A 19,287-nucleotide genomic window follows, 5' to 3' on the forward strand; every position below is an offset into this window, starting at 1 on the left:
TGATGACACCACTTCTCGACGCGCGAAATATCAGCAAGCAGTTCTCAGGCGTGCCGGTTCTAAAAGGCATTGATTTCACGCTGCTTGCGGGCCAGGTGCACGCCCTGATGGGCGGAAACGGCGCGGGAAAATCGACGCTAATGAAGATCATCGCCGGGGTTGAAACGCCGGACAGCGGTGAACTTTCTGTCGAGGGGCAGTCATATGCGCGGCTCACGCCCGTGCAGGCGCACAGGTTAGGCATTTACCTGGTGCCGCAGGAGCCGCTGCTATTCCCCAACCTGACGGTGCGGGAAAACATCCTGTTCCGCCTGCCGCGCGAACGCGATCTGGAAAAGCGGCTGGCGGAGAAACTCCAGCAGCTGCAGTGCCAGCTTAACCTCGACGCTGCCGCCAGCACCCTGGAAGTGGCGGATCAGCAGATGGTGGAGATCCTGCGCGGGCTGATGCGCAATGCCAGGATCCTGATCCTCGACGAACCCACGGCCTCCCTCACGCCCGGTGAAACCGAGCGGCTGTTCCGCCAGATCCGCGCCCTGCAGGCGCTCGGCGTCGGGATTGTCTTTATCTCGCACAAATTGCCGGAAATCCGCCAGCTGGCGAGCCACGTCTCGGTCATGCGCGACGGCGCGGTGGTGCTGAGCGGTGAAACCGCGCAGTTTGACGACAGCGCCCTGATCGCCGCCATGACGCCGGTAAGCCGGGAGAAATCCCTCAGCGATACGCAAAAGCTGTGGCTGGCGCTGCCGGGCAACCGCCGCACCCAGCCGCAGGATTTCCCGGTGCTGCGGGTGGACGATCTCACCGGGGAAGGGTTTATCGATCTCAGCCTTGAGATCTACGCCGGGGAGATCGTCGGCCTGGCCGGTCTGGTGGGATCCGGACGCACCGAGCTTGCGGAAACGCTATACGGCCTGCGGCCGGTGCGCGGGGGCCGCGTCTGGCTGGAGAATCAGGAGATCACCGGCGATCCGGTAAGTTCACGCCTGGAAAAAGGGCTGGTCTACCTGCCGGAAGACAGGCAGGTGTCCGGCCTGTTCCTCGACGCGCCGATCCGCTGGAACACCGTGGCGCTGAACGAGCCGTCGATTTGGCAGCAGCGCAAGCGGGAGTCCGCGGTGGTGGAACGCTATCACCGGGCACTGGGGATCAAGCTCAACCATGCGGATCAAACCGTGCGCACGCTCTCCGGCGGCAACCAGCAGAAGGTGCTGCTGGCGCGCTGTCTCGAGGCCAACCCTTTACTGCTGATCGTCGATGAACCGACGCGCGGCGTGGACGTCTCGGCGCGCGCGGACATCTACCAGCTGATAAAAAGCGTGGCGGCACAGAACGTGGCGGTGCTGATGATCTCAAGCGATCTTGACGAGTTCCCGGGCCTTGCGGACCGGGTGCTGGTGATGCATCAGGGCGTGCTCAGCGGTGAGCTGCCGCGCCACGCCGTCAGCCTCGACAAAATGATGGCGCTGGCGTTCGGAGGGCAATCATGAAGACCTTACTCAAAAACCGCGAGCTGAGCGCGTTTCTCGCCATTCTGGCGCTGTTCGCCGTGCTGGTGGCGCTGAACCCGTCCTACCTGAGTTTACAGACGCTGGGGATGATCTTCGCCAGCTCGCAGATCCTGATCCTGCTGGCCATCGGCGCGGCGCTGGTGATGCTGACCCGCAATATCGACGTGTCCGTCGGCTCCATCGTCGGGCTGTCCGCCATCGCCGTCGGCGTGGCGCTTAATAGCGGCTACAGCCTGCCCGTTTCCATTCTCTTTGCGCTGTCGACTGGCGCGCTGGCCGGGGCGTTCAACGGGTTTCTGGTGGTGGGGCTGCGCATCCCGGCGATTGTCGCCACCCTCGGCACGCTGGGGCTGTACCGCGGGGCGATGCTGCTCTGGACGGGCGGAAAATGGATTGAAGGGCTGCCGCCGGGGCTGAAATCCCTTTCTGAGCCTGCCGCCGTCGGCATTTCGCCGCTCGGCATGCTGGTGTTGATCGTCGCAGCCACAGGCGCGTGGACGCTGTCGCGCACCGCGTTCGGGCGTGATTTTTATGCCGTGGGGGATAACCTCGCCGCCGCGCGCCAGCTGGGCGTGGCGGTGAACCGCACCCGCATGATTGCCTTTACCCTGAACGGCATGCTGGCGGCCTGCGCCGGGATCGTTTTTGCCGCGCAGATTGGTTTTGTACCTAACCAGACCGGCAGCGGGCTGGAGATGAAGGCCATCGCCGCCTGCGTGCTCGGCGGTATTTCGCTGTTGGGCGGCACGGGCACGCTGGTTGGCGCGCTGCTCGGCGCCTTCTTCCTGACCCAAATCGACACCGTGCTGGTGCTGTTCAGGCTCCCGGCGTGGTGGAACGACTTTATCGCCGGGCTGGTGCTGCTGGGCGTTTTGGTGCTCGACGGGCGCCTGCGCCAGGCGCTGGCGCGCCATCAGCGGGCGCTGAAGTACGGTCGTTTCCAGCCGGGTAACAAAGGGGGAAAGCACGTCACCCCGTTTCCCAAACGCAAAAAAGAGGTGGCGTAAATGAGGCTTAACTGGGAAAGCGCGCTGCTGATTTTACTGGTACTGGAGATCCTGCTCTTTGGCGCCATCAACCCGCGCATGCTCGACGTCAACATGCTGCTGTTTAGCACCAGCGATTTTATCTGCATCGGCATTGTGGCGCTGCCGCTCACGCTGGTGATTATCAGCGGCGGGATCGACATCTCCCTCGGCTCGACCATCGGCCTGTGCGCCATCGCGCTGGGCGTGATGATGCAGGCGGGGTGGCCGATGGCGGTCGCCGTTCCCTTGACGCTGCTGCTCGGCCTGCTGTGCGGATTATTTAATGCCGCGCTTATTCACTACACCGGCATCAGCCCGCTGGTGATCACCCTCGGCACGCTCTACCTCTACGGCGGCGGCGCGCTGCTGCTCTCCGGCATGGCGGGGGCGACGGGCTATGAGGGCATCGGCGGCTTCCCGGACAGCTTCACGGCGTTCGCTAACCTCACGGTGCTGGGTCTGCCGATCCCGCTGGTGCTGTTCGCGGTGATTACCGTTTTCTTCTGGCTGATTACCCACCGCGGGCGCTTTGGTCGTCACCTGTTTTTGATCGGGCAGAATCCTCGCGCGGCGCGCTATGCGGCGCTGTCGGTGAACGGTATGCCCTACGCGCTGTACGGGCTGGTGGGCGTGGCCTCGGCGGTTGCCGCGCTGGTGATGGTCTCCTATTTCGGCTCCGCGCGTTCGGATCTGGGGCGCGATTTGCTGATGCCCGCGCTCACCGCCGCCGTGCTCGGCGGGGCCAATATCTACGGCGGGTCAGGTTCGGTTGTCGGTACGGCGCTGGCGGCGCTGCTGGTGGGCTACCTGCAGCAGGGTTTACAGATGGTCGGCATCCCTAACCAGGTGTCGAGCGCGCTGTCAGGGGCGCTGCTGGTTGTGGTGGTGATGGGACGTTCGCTGAGTCTGCACCGCGAGTGGGTGCGTTCTCTCTTTAGAAAACTATCCGGAGCGTAAGATGAAAACAAAACTGTTCGTCCTGGCAATGGCCCTCAGCTTCGCCTCGGCGCAGGCGGCGGACCGCATTGCCTTTATCCCGAAGCTGGTGGGCGTGGGGTTCTTCACCAGCGGCGGCAACGGCGCGAAAGAGGCGGGGAAAGACCTCGGCGTGGACGTGACCTACGATGGCCCGACCGAGCCGAGTGTCTCCGGCCAGGTGCAGCTCATCAATAACTTCGTCAACCAGGGCTATAACGCCATCATCGTCTCCGCCGTGTCGCCGGACGGCCTGTGCCCGGCGCTGAAGCGTGCGATGCAGCGCGGCGTCAAGGTCCTGACCTGGGATTCCGACACCAGGCCGGAGTGCCGCAGCATCTACATCAACCAGGGGACGCCTGAGCAGCTCGGCGGCCTGCTGGTGGAGATGGCGGGCAAGCAGGTCACCAAACCGAACGCTAAAGTGGCGTTCTTCTACTCAAGCCCCACCGTCACCGACCAGAACCAGTGGGTGAAAGAGGCAAAGGCCAAAATCGAGAAAGATCATCCGCAGTGGCAGGTCGTCACCACCCAGTTTGGCTATAACGACGCCACCAAATCCCTGCAAACCGCCGAGGGGATCTTAAAAGCGTATCCGGATCTGGATGCGATCGTTGCCCCGGACGCTAACGCCCTGCCTGCGGCGGCGCAGGCGGCGGAAAACCTGAAGCGCGAAGGGGTGGCGATTGTCGGGTTCAGCACGCCGAACGTGATGCGTCCGTACGTTGAGCGCGGCACGGTAAAAGCCTTCGGCCTGTGGGATGTCGTACAACAGGGCAAAATTGCGGTCAATGTCGCCGATCGCCTGCTGAAAAAAGGCGATCTTAACGTGGGTGACAGCGTGGACGTAAAAAATATCGGGGCGCTGAAGGTCGAGCCGAACAGCGTGCAGGGCTACCAGTATGAGGCGAAGGGCAACGGCATCGTGCTGCTGCCGGAGCGCGTGGTGTTCACCAAAGAGAACATCAGCAAATACGATTTCTGACGGGGGAGCAAATGGCTGATTTAGACGACATCAAAGACGGTAAGGATTTTGGCATCGGCACGCCGCAGCAGAATGTGCCTTACACCCTGAAGGGCTGCGGCTCGCTGGACTGGGGCATGCAGTCCAGGCTTTCGCGCATCTTCAACCCGCAGAGCAACCGCACGGTGATGCTGGCCTTTGACCACGGCTACTTTCAGGGGCCAACTACCGGCCTTGAGCGTATCGATCTCTCCATCGCGCCGCTGTTTGGCGAAACCGACGTGCTGATGTGCACCCGCGGTATCCTCAGGAGCCAGGTGCCAGCCGCGACGAACAAACCGGTGGTGCTGCGCGCCTCCGGCGGTAATTCGATTCTGGGCGAGCTGTCGAACGAGTGCGTGGCGGTGGCGATGGAGGACGCGCTGCGCCTGAACGTCTGCGCGGTGGCGGCACAGGTGTACATCGGCAGCGAGTTTGAGCACCAGTCGATCAACAACATCATCAAGCTGGTGGATGCGGGCGCGCGCTACGGGATGCCGACGCTGGCGGTGACGGGCGTGGGGAAAGAGATGGCGCGCGACGCGCGCTATTTCTCGCTCGCCAGCCGCATCGCCGCCGAAATGGGGGCGCAGTTCGTCAAAACCTACTACGTGGACGAGGGCTTTGAAAAAGTGACCGCCAGCTGTCCGGTGCCGATTGTCATTGCCGGGGGCAAAAAGCTGCCGGAGCACGAGGCGCTGGAGATGTGCTGGCGCGCGATTGACCAGGGCGCGTCCGGCGTGGACATGGGGCGCAACATCTTCCAGTCCAGCGCGCCGCTCGCCATGCTGAAGGCGGTGAAAAAAGTGGTTCACGAGAACTGGAACGCCCGCGATGCGTTCCAGTTCTGGCAGGAAGAGAAACAGGGAGAAGCAAAATGAACGTGACGCTGGTTGAAATCAACATCAAGCCCGAGCGGGTGGACGAGTTTCTGGAGGTGTTTCGTGCCAACCACGAGGGGGCAATTAAGGAGCCTGGGAACCTGCGCTTTGACGTATTGCAGGACCCGAGGGTCAAAACCCGGTTCTTTATCTACGAGGCCTATAAAGACGAGGAGGCAGTGCTGGCGCATAAGCAAACCCCGCACTATCTGGCGTGCGTGGATAAGCTTGAGGAATTGATGTCAGAGCCGCGTAAGAAACGCAGTTTTGTGGGGTTGTTGCCGGAGTAGCAGCGGCAATGCCCGGTGGCGCTGCGCTTACCGGGCCTACGTGGTGCGGGATGGTGCGGTGTTTGTCCGGTGGCGCTAACGCTTACCGGGCCTACGGGGCGCGAGATGGTGCGGTGTTTGCCCGATGGCGCTAACGCTTACCGGGCCTACGGGGTGCGGGATGGTGCGGTGTTTGCCCGATGGCGCTGCGCTTACCGGGCCTACGTGGTGCGGGATAGTGCGGTGTTTGCCCGGTGGCGCTAACGCTTACCGGGCCTACGGGGGCGGGATGGTGCGGTGTTTGCCCGGTGGCGCTAACGCTTACCGGGCCTGCGGGGTGCGGGATGGTGCGGTGTTTGCCCGATGGCGCTGCGCTTACCGGGCCTACGGGGTGCGGAATAGTACGGTAGGCCGGGTAAGCGTTAGCGCCACCCGGCGTTGTTCAGGTCAGCTCCAGCAGCTGAACCTGAGCAGTGGCTCCCGGCATCAGCCGCTGCAGGTTGTTGATCAGCTCTTCTCCTGCCTCTTCCAGTGCCGCAAGCGACATCGACGGCAGGCTTTCAAGAATAAACCACATAGATTGCGCCTGGCTGTCCAGACGAGTCCGTATTCCCTGGCGCCAGTTCCAGCGGCGGCAGGTCACGCCGAGATCGTCGCGCCAGATAACCTCGCCCGGTTCCGGATGTTCCACCACCGGCTGGCCCTCTTTCAGGGTATCGAAGGGTTCATGACCTTCGGCCAGGGTCAGGCGTGGTGCACCGGAATAGGCCGCGAGATTTTCCCCACCCACCGGAATGGCATAGCGAATGCTTACAGCGTTATAGATATCCACCACCGGATCCAGCGACGGCAGCGAACCGTCTTTCAGTACCCGCTTGCGCAGGGCCGCGGCGGAACAGGGCGTGCGTTTCGGTTTCGCGCCGAACGCTTTAAACACCTCATCCCAGTCTGAAAGGTGTGCATCAGCCCACGGCACATCATCATTCAACACCTGCTGGCAGGCCTGCGCCAGCGCGGCGGGCGCAACCTCCGGCTGGGTAATCGGCGCAGCTTCAACCAGAATACTCAGCGCCCGAAAGCCCGGGGCAACTCCGGCAAGTCGTGAATCTATTGACGGCGTAACGAGAGACATAAATAATCCTTTATTGACTGTTTTATACCATGGTAGTGACCAATGACTGAAAAAGTCAATATAATGACTGCGCAGGGGGCCGATGTTGCCCAGGTAAGCCTGGCCGTGGCGAACCGCATCCGCAACTGGCGGAAAGAGAAAAAACTGTCTCTGGACGAGCTGTCCCGCCGCGCCGGCGTCAGCAAAGGTATGCTGGTGGAGATCGAAAAGGGCGCAGCCAATCCCAGCATCGCCATTTTGTGCAAGCTGGCCGCCGCGCTCGGCATCTCCGTGGCGGATATCGTCAACGTCTCCAGCGAGCCGCTGGTGCATGTTATCGAAGAAGAGGCTATTCCGGTGCTGTGGCAGGGTGAGCAGGGCGGACGCGCCAGGCTGCTGGCGGGTACGGCTGGCCCGGACATGATTGAACTCTGGCTGTGGGAAATGCATCCGGGGGAGCGTTTTACCTCTCCAGGGCACCCGGCCGGAACGGTCGAGTTATTGCACGTGAGCGAGGGGGTATTAACCCTAACGGTCGATGAGACGGTGACGCAGGTTGCTGCAGGGGCTTCGGCTGTGGCGAAAACGGAAGCGGCGCATGGCTACGCCAATGAAGGCCATTCCGTGCTTCACTTCACCATGACGGTGGCGGAGTTCCACCGGTAAAAAGCTACCCGGTGGCGCTGCGCTGACCGGGCCAGCGGGGATGAGATGGGAGTCGTTTTGCAAGCCGGATGAGCGTAGCCCACCCGGCTTTTTTCGGTTTTCTCTACTGCGCTTTTTTGGCGGCGTCCTGCATCTCTTTCATTTTTTGCGCGGCTGCTTGCTGGTTTTGACGTAGGTTTTCGCTCGCGGCAACCAGAAACTCCGGGTGATTAGCCAGATAGATAGATATCGCTTCACCCATTTTTTCAGGATGGGCGGTAAAGTAATCCTCGGCGATTTTGCCGATTTCCGTTTTCTGCTCAGCAGTAAATTCGGCAGCGTGGCCCAGTGCCGGCGCGGTCAATGTGACGAAAACGGTCAGAACGGCGAAGGTGTGTTTTGTGAAAAACATGATGGGTACTCATTTCAGATTAAGGATGTTAACCACGGGCGGCATAACCCGACCATAGTCGTTTATGGTTTGCCAGCGTATTTCGCAGCGAGGCGTCTTCTGGCACGCGTCCATTGTTCGCTGGCTGAAAGGGGCGAGGATGCCCGCGTTATCAATGGATGTGTTGTTGATATGCGTCTGGAAGAGGGTCACGTAATAGGGCGTCGGGTTCTTTACCACGAGCTGATTTGCCGAATATGACCAGCGGATTTCCCGATACGCATTTTCTGGATTGCCGTCTAATCCCTCAGGGCGATAGAACAGTTTGAAGCTCGAACGTACGGCCATTTGCACGTTGTCGCTGCTCGTTTTAGTGGCCGGAATAGCGGAGATGCTGAGTGTGAAAAGCGTTTCACGGTCGGCAGGCAAACTTTCATCGGCACGAAAAATCCTGATGCTATTTTCCCGTCCTGCCTTAAGTGCAAAAAGCGCGGGCGTTGCAACAAGCGCGGATGTCGTTTTCGGAGCTGAGGTTGCCCCTGGCCAGTTTCCGCCAGCATAAATTTTTGTGCTGACCAGCCAGGGAAATGTGGATTTATTGCGCACTGAAACGGTAATGGAATGCTGTTTTTCAGGATAGACGAAACGCGTCCCCCCTATCACAACGCCTGCATGTGCAAAAGAGATGAACGTTAAATTTGCTAAAACAGGGATCAGGATTCGCAGTTTCATCACGGTGTTATCAGGCGTAAGTCAAAATAAAGGTTGCTGCGGCATTGGCTGTTCCAGCCGATACAGCGCCTCCGTCAGCGAGATAACGGGCATAAAAATCAAGCGTGGCAGTGAGCTGATTATTTGACAGCGTAAACAGCTGGCTTTCATCGCCCAGCGGAATAAGCGTTTTGTCCGGATTATAAATACCGATAGCCACGCCGCTGGCATAACCCGGACCGCCTGTCAGCGAAAGCAAATCTGCGTTGCCCTGATTGGGCGTGCCTTCAAAATGGGTACTGATGTTATTCAATCCTGCGCCGCAGTTTTCAAGATTGATAGCAAAATGTTCCCAGGGCGTGTCATTTTTCTGGTTCGTAAATTGCCGCGTGGCGACGTCACTCATTGGAACGATAAGATTTTCCGAATCAGGCGATATAATGCAGGTTTTACTTTTGACGGTACCCACGATATAAACGGTCCCGTCGTGCGCCATTGTCCTCGCGCTGCCCAGGTGTATCAGAATAATGCAGAGGAAAAATAGCCGGAGAAACGGTTTCATTTATATTCCTTACTGATAAAGCAGGTCAAAATACATAACGGCAGTAGCATTTCCTGACGTCACAACGGGCAGCGTGGATTTATAGTGCAAATAAAACGTGAGCGTATTATCCCCCGGTAGCAGCGGATAAAGCGTGGACTCCGTATTATTGATACGTATTGGGGTGCGATCGGTATCCAGAAGCTCAACGCCGAGGCCCGTTGCCATCATGCGAAGCGTTCCCTTTCCGGTATCAGAAAGTGCCAGTAATGTCGGGTCGTTCGCATCCACATTCCCGGTAAACCAGACTTTGGTGCCAGTAATGGCGCGGGTGCAACTTTTCAAGGTGATATCAAACTTTTTATCCGGCGTTGTCGTGCCAACCGCCGGGAAATCATCCGCAGTAAAGTCACCGAGATCGACCGTCTGCTCTACGCTGCCCGTGTCGACGTTGCAGGACTCACCCACGATGGTGCCGATAAACTGAACATTGAAACTGTCATTATCTGCTCTGGCAGTCTGTAAGGACAACGCCAGATTTGCCAGCAGAAACAGGAGAAAATGGTGCTTTTTCATCACCTAATCCTTATGCGAAATCAACGCGTAACAAGGCCAGAGCGGTGAACACGCCCAGTTCTGGGGAATGGCCCGTTGTGCTGATGGGATACGCTTTCAGCGTCACGTTGGCCTTGCCCGTGTCATCTGTGGTGAAAGGTGCGCTACTTGAAAAGACATTCGGTTTCAGTATGTTGCCTTGCTCACTGGTCACAACGACGGCAACATCAGGATTATCCGATGCCAGCGCTTGCGGGTAGCGAGAGTCCGAAGTGCCCATGACGCGCAGGGTTAATTGTGCCGGCGAGTTCACGTCAGCATTACATTCAATGGGCACATTAAACGTTTTGGGCTGAGCGTTGTCCGGCATCTGCCCGGCGCGCGTAAAATCACCGTGATAAAGAGAGCCCAGGTTCACCGTTACGGTTTGCCCGGCATTAATGACGCAGTTTTGCGGCACGGTAATAACGCCGCTGTAGGTAATCTGGTAGACAATATTGGTCAGGCGATCGTCATTCGACGTGGTGACATACACATTGAACATCAATTTTGGGGGGATAACCACGGTGCCGATAAAAGGCCTGACAATTTGTAATCTAAAGATCAGGTCGTTATCGTTGACAGGGAAAACGCCTCCGGTATCCACTTCATCGTGGCCGCCCATGTGAACGTACTCAACCGGTGGATAAAACTCACCAATGGTTGCGTCATTTATTTTCATGGCGCCAATAATATAATCCGGGTCAAGCTGAAGATATTTCCAGTTACCATCCGTTTTGACGACCGAAAAAGGGCTAACATAGGAGCGATAGGTGCGTTTTTCCCAATTACCCGGTGGACAGGTGGCGTTAATATTCACATCCTGTTTTTTTTCCAGTTCTGCGGTGCCACCTTTAATGTTCTGATTGGTGTTCAGCGTGGTGGTCAAATCGTAGTTAACAATCGAGATACCACCGTTAGCATTTTTACAAATAGCGGCCATTCCCTCACGTGAGAATGCCAGCCCGACTAAATAAAATAAAATCATCCATAATTTCACTTATATACACTCCATTTTCAACCGCTGCAGCGGCTGTTTACTTTCAGGTAATTGATACTTCACGCTGCATTGCTTGTCTGACCCTTCACCCCACTGAATTTTCAGCACCCCCGCCAGGCTCAGGCCAGAGAGATAAACCTCTCCGTCTTCACCCACAATCGTATCGCTGCCATTGTCATCACGTGACACCATGGCGCCGAAAGGAACGGGTTTGTCGCGATGGGTTAAGGTCATTAACGCGCGGGTTCCGGGCCGGGCTTTGAAGGTTGCCCGCACAACCGCGCCACGGGTAGGGACCACATTGGTAACGGCATCATCGATATCCATATCGTCAGCCAGTGAGTTGATATCCAGTGCCATGCGGTTCAGGTGATATGAGGACGCATAGGGAACGACGGCATAACCTCGCCAGTCGGTACGAATACCCGGTTCGTTCTCGACCTTGACGTCTCTCGCACCCGGAGCGGCAATCAGCACGTTGGTGTCACCCAGAGGCTGGCTAAGGGTGATGCCATTTTTGTGAGCGATGATGCCGCCGCTTAAGCCATAGTTCACCTGCTGGTAGTCGCCGTTTCCGCTGTAGTTATAACCGACGTTCGCATTGCCATAGGCGCTATCGTATTCCAGGTTGCTGGAGCCTTGTGATTTTGGCCCCTGGCTTGAATACCCTTCCTGAACGCTGTAGCTCAGGTTGTTATCCTCAAGCAGCGTGCCGTTGACCCCGGCGTTTTGCGAGGTTTCGCCCTTTTTGTCGGTGCTCATGTTGTAGGTGGCATACGCATAGTTATGCTTCTGACTGACATCGTTTTGTGGACGCAGCCACAGGCTCAATGGCAGTGATAAATTCAGCGCGTAAATCTCGTCACTTTTCGACATGCCCGGCGATTTGTTGTAGTTGTAGGACAGGCTGTAGGACACATCTTTAATGGTTCCGCTGAAGCCTACCTGGAGCAGCGTATTTTTTTCATCGGTATGCCAGTAGGTTTGTTGGCTGCCCGTGATAAAGAGTGAACCTGCATTTCCAAGCTGCTGAGAGATGTTGAACTGAACCTTTCCTCGCTTGGTGTAGTACAGATTGTAATAATCCATCCAGGTATTTTGCTGCTCGGTATCGTCATCCTTGTGGTCGCCTGTGTAGCCGCGCATTTGCTTATAGCTTGTTTCATCCAGCGAATAGAATCCCGATGTCGAGTAGCGGTAGCCCAGCAGCTGGAAGTTAGTGCCGAGGCCGTTAAGGGATTTTGCATACAGAAAACGGATCGATTGCCCTGAATGGCTGCTGTCATCGGCCAGCGTGCTCTTCGCGTGAGTCACATCCGCAGAGATAGCTCCCAGCTCACCCATATTCAGGCCGGTACCGAATGCGATCGCGTTGTAATCATTGGTTATCTGCGAGCCGCTATACAGCGTGAAGCCATGCGATAGTCCCCAGATTAGGGAACCCTGAATGAAACCAACCTCGTCCTGCTGATCGCTGCTGCTGCGGTATTCTGCCGCTGTTAAAGCGTACTTCACGCGGCCTTCTCGCTGGAGTACGGGAACGCTGGAGTAAGGGACGGAGTAGCTGTTGATGCTACCGTCAGATTCTTTTACCTCAACGTTGAGGTCACCGCTTGAGGACGTTGGAAACAGATCGTTAATCGCGAATGCACCCGGTGGAACATAGCTTTGATAAATGGTGTAGCCATTTTGCTTGATGGTGACCTGAGCGTTGCTTTTTGCAATACCGCGGATCGTGGGCGCGAAACCCTTCAGGCTATCGGGCAGCATATTGTCATCAGAGGCGATTTGCGCACCGCGAAATGGGAGGCTGTCAAACACGTCTGACGGGGTATAGCTGTCGCCCAGCGTCAATCTTCCTTTCAGCGGAATGACCGTGCGTTCAACATAGGTACTAATGTGCTGCCAGCTGTCGCTGCGTGAGTCATCGCTACTGTGATGATTCCAGCTTGAGTAATCTCTTAACCGCCACGGGCCAAGGTTTAATCCGCTGTTAAGCCCGAGAAAATAGCTTTTACTGGTTGAGTTGCTATCACCCCGATCGCGGCTACGAGAACCGGTGAAGTTATAATTCAGCAGGAGGGCATTAATGCCTTCATCCCATTGTTCGGGCGGAATGTATCCGCGTGCGCTGTTCCTCAGGGCGGCTTGCGGGATACTGATATCCAGCCGCTGATGTTCAAAGTCAAAGGTCGTCGATGAGGCGGGAATGATTGACGCAATATCAATACAACTGTCAGGCTTTTCGGCCGTCAGCGCAGGAAAAGCCTGAAGGTTAACGCCCAGGTTTTCCAGCGCTTTTGCTGATAAACAGGCGGCCAGACCGGTATCATCCGCCTGCGGTTGCGCCGTGGACGCCGTTTTTCTTGCCGTAAAGGTGATATCGCGTGTCGCCACGAACGCCCCGTTCAGCCAGAGATCGACACGATAAACGCCTGGCGCCTGACCATTGGCGGAAAACCGCGACAGGTCGGCAACGGCAGAGGGATCGCTCGACAAAAATGCGGGGTTGAAAAAATATTCTGCACTTGCATCTGCTGACGATAGCAATCCCGCTATCGCCACCGCCAGTGGCGTAAGGGATGTTAAAGAAACTGTGCTAAAAATCAGTGAAGTATTACGTTTCATCTCTCTTCCCTGCAGTAAATGCGAAGTACTTCCTTCCTTGATGACAAAATGCAGGCCTGCTATTTCGTTTCAGGTCGTTAATGGGAACAAATCTGCGTAGGGGTATTTGCGCCAAAATCATTCACTGTCTGGAATTTCACGCTGCCTGTACCGCCGCCGGGGATATCCATCGTCAGCGTGTTTTTAGGCGAAACCATTGAATTGGGAAGCCGGGTTTCCCCCACAAAAAACTGGACCAACGATACGTAATACGGTGATGGGTTCGTTATGATGACTTTTCCATTTTCGGTCTGACACGTCAGCGTTTTAGGCGCATCCACGGAAAGGGATGTTAACTTTTTAGGGCGAATGAATAATTTAATTACACTCTGTGTTGCAATTTGCAGCGTATTACCCTGCAGCTTATTTTTATCGACAGAAGGAATGGCCTTGCTGTTCAGATAAAAAACGGTTTCACGATCGGCAGGAAGGTCGGGGCCGACATACATAATACGCAATGTGTTTTCTTTCTTAGGGTGGATAACAAATAACGGTGGCGTAAGGATAAAGTCTGGCGACTTGATACCCTCTACGTTTGCTACCCATGATTGTATTAAGAATGTATTTTCTGCCGACGAATTGATAACAGGTAACGAAACCTGTTTATCCCCCTGCGGATAAATGACGCGGGTAGCCCCTAAGGCAATTCCACCTGCACAGGCATCCGTTGCCAGACCCATTGTTAGCAGCAACGTACCGGCCACCATCAGGCGAGACAAGGACGTGGGTGTTCTGTTCATTTGCATTGTTCCCTCAATTCTGATGAAAAGGCACTCAGGCCTCTGAGTGTTTTACTGATAGACGACGTTAAACCATACCTGGGCGTCGGCCGTACCAGCCTGAACGTGTTCTTGTGTGGAGCGGTATTTCGCCATAAAACGCAGAACATTTTCGCCATTCTGCAAGGGGGCGTACCAGGGGGGAGCTGTATCAGGAATTAGTAGATGACCGGATGCGTCAAATATTCCCACACCAATCCCCTGTGCTGCGCCTGCGCCATAGCCTGCGCGAAAAACCTGCGGGTCTTTTGCATCGGACTCTCCGCTGAAAAGTACGCCCGCACGTTGACTGACGCTGGTATCGCAGTCTTCCAGCGTTATCTGAAAGGCTGTCGGTGCCGCCCAATCGCCCGTTGCAGCAAATTGGTTATTGCGTATTTGACCCATGTGCACAATCTGGTCCTGACTCTCTGCACTGACGGAACAGCCGGTGTTAACGACTTGCCCCTGAAAATGCACGTTCCCGTTGTCAGTTGCCGATGCAGGCAGTGCAACGGATAGCAATACGCTGAAAAACAGCGCTGATTGCCTGGTGACCTGTCGCATAGTGACTCCGTTTCGATGGATCGGCAAAACACCCCCGAAACAGATTCCGAGGGTGTTACTGCAGCTAACGAATCAGGAGTAAACCATCTGGAATGTTGCAGTAGAGGATACGTTACCCGGCGTGGCCGCACCGGTAGCGATATAGTCAACGCTCAGCGGAATGGTGTTCTCGCCATTGATCAGCTTAATGGTAGATGAGGTATCGCCGAGATTGAGTACGTTACCATCCGGTCCAAACAGTTGCAGGGCAACGTTACTCGCTGAGCCAGCACCTGCGGTGTTAGCCAGTGAACCTGCCAGGGCAGCGTCTTGCTGACCGTTGAAAATAACAGCGGCGTTCTGGCTTACCGTGGTGTCACAATCTTCCAGAACGATTTTGAAATCTTCTTTCTGGTTCGCCTGCATCCCTTTTGCGGTCAATTTCACAGTACGAACCTGGCTCAGCGTTACGGTCTGATCGACGGAGTCAGCTGCGACAGAACATGCAGCATTAACAACCTGGCCAACGAAGTTGACCGTACCGCCAGAAACCGTTACGGTGTCTGCCTGTGCGTTCATTGCGACGCCACTTACCATTGCCGTTGCAATGACCATTGCTAAAACGTGCTTTTTCATACAAATCCTTTTAAATAAACATCTTTCTGTCAAATTGAAATTGTGTAAAAGCTAAACGCTTTCACAGCGCGAACTTGAATGGTGATTAACAAATTTCGCTCTTTAGAATATGCATTTCGCATAATGGATGGGCTTATTTAACAGCTCTTTTCATCATGTTCATGATGTTCCGCGGAAGGTATTTTAGGAGTCGTGAAGTATTATTTCAATGTATGGCGATGTAATGTGCCGTTAGATTTTTTTAGGTTTGATTTTAGTATTAATTAATATTTTAAATTGATGGGTGTGAGGGGCTTTTAAACAAGTTTTTACGGTGGGATCCCTTTTTGTGGTTTAATATATAAATGGGGTGTATGGATATCGAGTGAGTTGTAAAAAAAGCTATGTGAAAGGAAAAAGGTTTATAATGTTTAACCCGACAAACGTATTTCTGAAATATTATTTTATAATTACATTTTGTAATATTTACACCAGCATGAATTAATTCCCCCTTCAGGTAAGAAGGGGGGATTTATTACATTTCTTCGACACTCACTCTAAGTGCTGCCAGCGCTTTACGTGCCGCTTTCAGCACCTGCTCACACTGCTCAATCGTCAGCGTCAGCGGTGGTTCAATGCGGATGGTTTTCGAGTTGTTGAGCGTTCCGGCCACCAGCACCCGCTGGCGGAACATTTCGCTCGCGAAGCTATAGCCGGTTTCGTTATCGACAAACTCAATCGCCATCAGCATTCCTTTACCGCGCGCGTCCTGCACCAGGTCCGGATACTCCCGGCCTAGCTGACGGAAGCCGTCCAGCAGCATGTCGCCTTTCTGCTCCGCCTGGGCGGGCAGGTTTTGCTCCAGCAGCACGTTGATGGTCGCCAGCGCGGCCGCACAGGCCAGCGGGTTACCGCCAAAGGTGGTGGTATGCAGGAACGGGTTGTCGAACAGCACCGAGAATACCTCTTCGGTGGCCACCGTCGCGCCAATCGGCATCACGCCGCCGCCGAGCGCCTTCGCCAGGCACAGTATGTCCGGCTGAACGTTCTCGTGTTCGCAGGCAAACATCTTGCCGGTGCGCCCCATCCCGGTCTGGACTTCGTCGAGGATCAGCAGGGCGCCAAACTCATCGCACAGCTGACGCACGGCGGGCAGATAGCCCTGCGGAGGGAGGATCACGCCGCCTTCGCCCTGAATCGGCTCCAGGATCACCGCCGCCACGTCATCGCCGGTTTTACGGCATTCGCTCAGCACGGTACGCATGGCGTTGATGTCGCCAAACGGCACATGGCGGAAGCCCGGCAGCAGCGGCATAAACGGTTTGCGGAAGGTGGATTTAGCGGTAGCAGACAGTGCGCCCAGGGATTTACCGTGGAACGCGCCGCTGGTGGCGATAAAGGTGAATTTACCGCGCGGCGACTGGTACGCTTTGGCGAGCTTAATCGCCGCTTCGACCGATTCCGTGCCGCTGTTGCTAAAGAAGCTGTATTTCAGCTTGCCGGGCGTTAAGGCCGCCAGCGTTTTCGCAAGCATGGCGCGAAGCGGGTCGAGCAGTTCCTGGCTATGGAGAGGTTGTTTCGCAAGTTGATTCTGTACGGCGGAAACCACAACTGGATTACGGTGCCCCACGTTGAAAATTCCAAAACCTCCCAGGCAATCTATAAACTCCTGTCCCTGGGTGTCGACAAGCGTGTTAAGACTTCCCGCTTGCCACTCTACGGCTCCGTAATCCCCGCCGGCGGTAACAGATTTGCGATACTCCAGGAACCCTGGATTGACGTGCTCTTTAAAGTAATCGATGACCTCTCGGTTAAGTTGTTTCATCTCCTCATGATCGAGCGTTCGCTTCTCAATGAGATTCAGTGCGTGCGCGGTACAGGCAAGAGCCGAGGCGCTGGAAGGTAACCTGTTCAAAATGTGCTCCCGGGGATCGCGTATCACATGATACTGGATTAAGTATTGCAGGGATTACGCCACTTCAGATGACTTAACGAAAATCGGGATAAACGCCAGGTTAAAATAATGTTGCACAATATTTAATCATGCCGGAGCAACCGAAACGGGATTAAGCGGTACAGGACAGAGAGGGTAAATGAGGGCGGAAAAGCGCAACTGCACTAAAGAAGTGCATTCGCTGCGACTTAAGTGGGCATTAACTGGTCATGCTTTATAGGTAATTTCTTTGCGAAAGTATTTTAAATCAATGAATTATAAAATCGTACAAAAAGTATGGTTTAAGTCAAATCTGCGATCTTCATCAAGTTTAACAACTAAAGATAAATTGTTTACCGCCGAAAAAACATTGACCCACAAAATTAACATTCAAATAACCTGCAAGGGATGCCCACGATGTCCTCTCCAACCTATGTCACCCAGAATGAATATCCTCTGGACGATGACACCACCCTAATGTCTACCACAGACGTCCACAGCTATATCACACACGCCAACGACACCTTTGTGCAGGTGAGCGGCTACCAGCTTGATGAGCTGACGGGCCAGCCACACAATATGGTGCGCCACCCCGATATGCCAAAAGCCGCATTTGCCGATATGTGGTACACGCTACAGCAGGGCGAGCCCTGGAGCGGAATCGTCAAAAACCGGCGTAAAAACGGCGACCACTACTGGGTGCGTGCTAACGCGGTGCCGATGGTGCGCCGCGGGCAGGTGACGGGCTATATGTCCATTCGCACCAAAGCCACAGCGGAAGAGATTGCCGCCGTGGAGCCGCTCTACCGGGCGCTGAATGACGGGCGCTGTAAAAAACGTATTCATAAAGGGCTGGTGGTGGGAAAGGGCTGGCTGGGTAAACTGCCGGCCATGCCGCTGCGCTGGCGCGTGCGCAGCGTGATGACGGCGCTTTTTGCCGTTCTCGCCGCCACGCTGGTCGCGACCTCCGCCGGGGGGATGCCGCTCGCCGCAGCCGCGCTAGTGATGCTGCTGGGGACGCTGCTGTTTGAGCAGCAGATTGTCCGCCCTATAGAGAATGTGGCGCGACAGGCGCTGAAGGTCGCAACCGGTGAGCGCAACAGCGTGCAGCATCTGAACCGCAGCGACGAGCTGGGGCTGACGCTGCGCGCGGTCGGGCAGCTGGGCCTGATGTGCCGCTGGTTAATCAATGACGTGTCGAGCCAGGTGGTGAGCGTCCGTGACGGCAGCGACAGGCTGGCGCAGGGAAATGAAGATCTGAACGATCGGACGCGTCAGACCGTGGCGAACGTGCAGCAGACCGTCGCAACAATGAACCAGATGGCCGCGTCCGTTCAGAGTAACTCTGAAACCGCCGCCGAGGTGGATAAACTCTCCGTGGCCGCGAGCAGCGCGGCGACGAAAGGGGGCAACGCGATGCAGACCGTCGTCAAAACGATGGATGACATTGCCGACAGCACGCAGCGAATTGGCTCGATCACTTCCCTGATTAACGATATCGCTTTCCAGACCAATATTCTGGCGCTGAACGCGGCGGTTGAAGCGGCAAGGGCAGGGGAGCAGGGCAAAGGTTTTGCCGTGGTCGCGGGCGAAGTCCGCCATCTTGCCAGCCGCAGCGCCAGCGCCGCGAATGATATTCGTAAACTGATTGATGCCAGCGCCAGCAAGGTGCAGTCCGGCTCTGAGCAGGTACACGCCGCAGGCCGTACGATGGATGATATTGTCGAGCAGGTGAAAAACGTGACGCAGCTTATCGCCCAGATCAGCCACGCGACGTCCGAGCAGGCAACCGGACTGTCAGAGTTGACCCGCGCGGTAGCCGAACTTGACAGCATCACGCAGAAAAACGCCGACCTGGTCGAGGAGAGCGCCCACATTTCTGCGATGGTGAAACACCGCGCCGGACGCCTTAAGGATGCGGTGACTGTGCTCCATTGAGTCAATAATGTTCCGGAAAAGCCGTTTATTTCGTAAGGAATAAGCGGCGTTTTATTTTCTTGTTGTGACTATTAATGTATTTTATTGTTAATTTAATATTAAATAACTAAAGAAAGTACCTCAGTTATTTATCCCCGCCTAAGTCAATTATCCAGAATGCTATTTTGAAA

General features: G+C 55.7%; 19 protein-coding genes. 8 read left to right on the top strand and 11 right to left on the bottom strand.

Annotation, left to right across the window (positions count from 1 at the left end; all coding sequences use genetic code 11):
* The first annotated feature begins 2 nt into the window (after positions 1-2).
* Genes lsrA through lsrG form a run of 6 tightly spaced genes read left to right on the top strand, consistent with a single transcriptional unit; the run spans position 3 to position 5,688 of the window.
* Positions 3-1,490 (top strand): autoinducer 2 ABC transporter ATP-binding protein LsrA, encoded by a 1,488-nt coding sequence (gene lsrA, locus AB8846_RS09145; protein WP_370732631.1) that lies wholly within the window; start codon positions 3-5, stop codon positions 1,488-1,490.
* Positions 1,487-2,518: an autoinducer 2 ABC transporter permease LsrC gene (gene lsrC / locus AB8846_RS09150; RefSeq protein ID WP_233002750.1), complete on the top strand. Its 1,032-nt coding sequence runs from the start codon at positions 1,487-1,489 to the stop codon at positions 2,516-2,518. The genes lsrA and lsrC overlap by 4 nt, the downstream gene beginning before the upstream one ends.
* Positions 2,519-3,496, top strand: coding sequence for an autoinducer 2 ABC transporter permease LsrD (gene lsrD / locus AB8846_RS09155; RefSeq protein WP_370732547.1), 978 nt, complete (start codon positions 2,519-2,521; stop codon positions 3,494-3,496).
* A gap of 1 nt (position 3,497) precedes the next feature.
* Positions 3,498-4,499 (top strand): autoinducer 2 ABC transporter substrate-binding protein LsrB, encoded by a 1,002-nt coding sequence (gene lsrB, locus AB8846_RS09160; protein WP_370732548.1) that lies wholly within the window; start codon positions 3,498-3,500, stop codon positions 4,497-4,499.
* An 11-nt stretch (positions 4,500-4,510) separates the two neighbouring features.
* Positions 4,511-5,398: a 3-hydroxy-5-phosphonooxypentane-2,4-dione thiolase gene (gene lsrF, locus AB8846_RS09165; protein WP_023333522.1), complete on the top strand. Its 888-nt coding sequence runs from the start codon at positions 4,511-4,513 to the stop codon at positions 5,396-5,398.
* Positions 5,395-5,688, top strand: coding sequence for a (4S)-4-hydroxy-5-phosphonooxypentane-2,3-dione isomerase (gene lsrG, locus AB8846_RS09170; RefSeq protein ID WP_003862606.1), 294 nt, complete (start codon positions 5,395-5,397; stop codon positions 5,686-5,688). Before lsrF ends, lsrG begins: the two co-directional genes overlap by 4 nt.
* 421 nt (positions 5,689-6,109) lie before the next feature.
* Here the strand turns inward: lsrG and AB8846_RS09175 are convergent, their stop codons facing one another.
* Positions 6,110-6,799, bottom strand: coding sequence for a B3/4 domain-containing protein (locus AB8846_RS09175; protein ID WP_370732549.1), 690 nt, complete (start codon positions 6,797-6,799; stop codon positions 6,110-6,112).
* Between the two features lie 42 nt (positions 6,800-6,841).
* Here AB8846_RS09175 and AB8846_RS09180 point away from each other — a divergent pair, with 42 nt between their 5' ends.
* Positions 6,842-7,444, top strand: a complete 603-nt coding sequence (locus AB8846_RS09180; RefSeq protein ID WP_370732550.1) for a helix-turn-helix domain-containing protein — start codon at positions 6,842-6,844, stop codon at positions 7,442-7,444.
* 103 nt (positions 7,445-7,547) lie between these two features.
* On the opposite strand, the gene AB8846_RS09185 is transcribed toward AB8846_RS09180, so the two are convergent.
* From AB8846_RS09185 to ygjG, 10 genes are all read right to left on the bottom strand, one after another.
* A complete protein-coding gene (locus tag AB8846_RS09185) occupies positions 7,548-7,835 on the bottom strand; it encodes a hypothetical protein (RefSeq protein WP_370732551.1) in 288 nt (95 codons plus the stop codon).
* Positions 7,836-7,844: 9 nt separating this feature from the next.
* Positions 7,845-8,546, bottom strand: coding sequence for a fimbria/pilus periplasmic chaperone (locus AB8846_RS09190; RefSeq protein WP_370732552.1), 702 nt, complete (start codon positions 8,544-8,546; stop codon positions 7,845-7,847).
* Positions 8,547-8,556: 10 nt separating this feature from the next.
* Complete coding sequence (locus tag AB8846_RS09195; protein WP_063144883.1) at positions 8,557-9,087, bottom strand: fimbrial protein; 531 nt, start codon at positions 9,085-9,087, stop codon at positions 8,557-8,559.
* A gap of 9 nt (positions 9,088-9,096) precedes the next feature.
* Entirely contained in the window at positions 9,097-9,642 is a 546-nt protein-coding gene (locus AB8846_RS09200; protein ID WP_063144882.1) for a fimbrial protein, read from the bottom strand.
* Between the two features lie 10 nt (positions 9,643-9,652).
* Entirely contained in the window at positions 9,653-10,660 is a 1,008-nt protein-coding gene (locus AB8846_RS09205; protein ID WP_331411189.1) for a fimbrial protein, read from the bottom strand.
* The gene (locus AB8846_RS09210) at positions 10,661-13,288 is read right to left on the bottom strand and encodes a fimbrial biogenesis usher protein (RefSeq protein WP_370732553.1); all 2,628 of its coding nucleotides are present in this window, start codon (positions 13,286-13,288) and stop codon (positions 10,661-10,663) included.
* A gap of 77 nt (positions 13,289-13,365) precedes the next feature.
* Positions 13,366-14,073, bottom strand: a complete 708-nt coding sequence (locus AB8846_RS09215; protein ID WP_370732554.1) for a fimbria/pilus periplasmic chaperone — start codon at positions 14,071-14,073, stop codon at positions 13,366-13,368.
* Positions 14,074-14,118: 45 nt separating this feature from the next.
* Positions 14,119-14,652, bottom strand: a complete 534-nt coding sequence (locus AB8846_RS09220; RefSeq protein ID WP_370732555.1) for a fimbrial protein — start codon at positions 14,650-14,652, stop codon at positions 14,119-14,121.
* Between the two features lie 72 nt (positions 14,653-14,724).
* A complete protein-coding gene (locus AB8846_RS09225) occupies positions 14,725-15,267 on the bottom strand; it encodes a fimbrial protein BcfA (RefSeq protein WP_063144878.1) in 543 nt (180 codons plus the stop codon).
* A gap of 514 nt (positions 15,268-15,781) precedes the next feature.
* On the bottom strand, positions 15,782-17,161 hold the full coding sequence (gene ygjG, locus AB8846_RS09230; RefSeq protein ID WP_063144877.1) for a putrescine aminotransferase: 1,380 nt from the start codon (positions 17,159-17,161) through the stop codon (positions 15,782-15,784).
* 435 nt (positions 17,162-17,596) lie between these two features.
* Between ygjG and AB8846_RS09235 the strand changes: the two genes are divergently transcribed.
* Positions 17,597-19,117 (top strand): methyl-accepting chemotaxis protein, encoded by a 1,521-nt coding sequence (locus AB8846_RS09235; protein ID WP_370732556.1) that lies wholly within the window; start codon positions 17,597-17,599, stop codon positions 19,115-19,117.
* Positions 19,118-19,287: the final 170 nt, after the last annotated feature.

It is taken from the genome of Enterobacter sp. KB-221C9, assembly GCF_041320715.1.
GTDB lineage: Bacteria > Pseudomonadota > Gammaproteobacteria > Enterobacterales > Enterobacteriaceae > Enterobacter > Enterobacter asburiae_D.

Bases quoted from the DNA above. Each gene is read 5' to 3' on its own strand.
- AB8846_RS09235 (WP_370732556.1), top strand. From the start codon at position 17,597: ATGTCCTCTCCAACCTATGTCACCCAGAATGAATATCCTCTGGACGAT.
- lsrG (WP_003862606.1), top strand. From the start codon at position 5,395: ATGAACGTGACGCTGGTTGAAATCAACATCAAGCCCGAGCGGGTGGAC.
- AB8846_RS09175 (WP_370732549.1), bottom strand. From the start codon at position 6,799: ATGTCTCTCGTTACGCCGTCAATAGATTCACGACTTGCCGGAGTTGCC.
- AB8846_RS09210 (WP_370732553.1), bottom strand. From the start codon at position 13,288: ATGAAACGTAATACTTCACTGATTTTTAGCACAGTTTCTTTAACATCC.
- AB8846_RS09220 (WP_370732555.1), bottom strand. From the start codon at position 14,652: ATGCGACAGGTCACCAGGCAATCAGCGCTGTTTTTCAGCGTATTGCTA.
- AB8846_RS09185 (WP_370732551.1), bottom strand. From the start codon at position 7,835: ATGTTTTTCACAAAACACACCTTCGCCGTTCTGACCGTTTTCGTCACA.
- AB8846_RS09200 (WP_063144882.1), bottom strand. From the start codon at position 9,642: ATGAAAAAGCACCATTTTCTCCTGTTTCTGCTGGCAAATCTGGCGTTG.
- lsrD (WP_370732547.1), top strand. From the start codon at position 2,519: ATGAGGCTTAACTGGGAAAGCGCGCTGCTGATTTTACTGGTACTGGAG.
- lsrC (WP_233002750.1), top strand. From the start codon at position 1,487: ATGAAGACCTTACTCAAAAACCGCGAGCTGAGCGCGTTTCTCGCCATT.
- AB8846_RS09195 (WP_063144883.1), bottom strand. From the start codon at position 9,087: ATGAAACCGTTTCTCCGGCTATTTTTCCTCTGCATTATTCTGATACAC.
- AB8846_RS09180 (WP_370732550.1), top strand. From the start codon at position 6,842: ATGACTGAAAAAGTCAATATAATGACTGCGCAGGGGGCCGATGTTGCC.
- AB8846_RS09225 (WP_063144878.1), bottom strand. From the start codon at position 15,267: ATGAAAAAGCACGTTTTAGCAATGGTCATTGCAACGGCAATGGTAAGT.
- lsrA (WP_370732631.1), top strand. From the start codon at position 3: ATGACACCACTTCTCGACGCGCGAAATATCAGCAAGCAGTTCTCAGGC.
- lsrB (WP_370732548.1), top strand. From the start codon at position 3,498: ATGAAAACAAAACTGTTCGTCCTGGCAATGGCCCTCAGCTTCGCCTCG.
- AB8846_RS09190 (WP_370732552.1), bottom strand. From the start codon at position 8,546: ATGAAACTGCGAATCCTGATCCCTGTTTTAGCAAATTTAACGTTCATC.
- lsrF (WP_023333522.1), top strand. From the start codon at position 4,511: ATGGCTGATTTAGACGACATCAAAGACGGTAAGGATTTTGGCATCGGC.
- AB8846_RS09215 (WP_370732554.1), bottom strand. From the start codon at position 14,073: ATGCAAATGAACAGAACACCCACGTCCTTGTCTCGCCTGATGGTGGCC.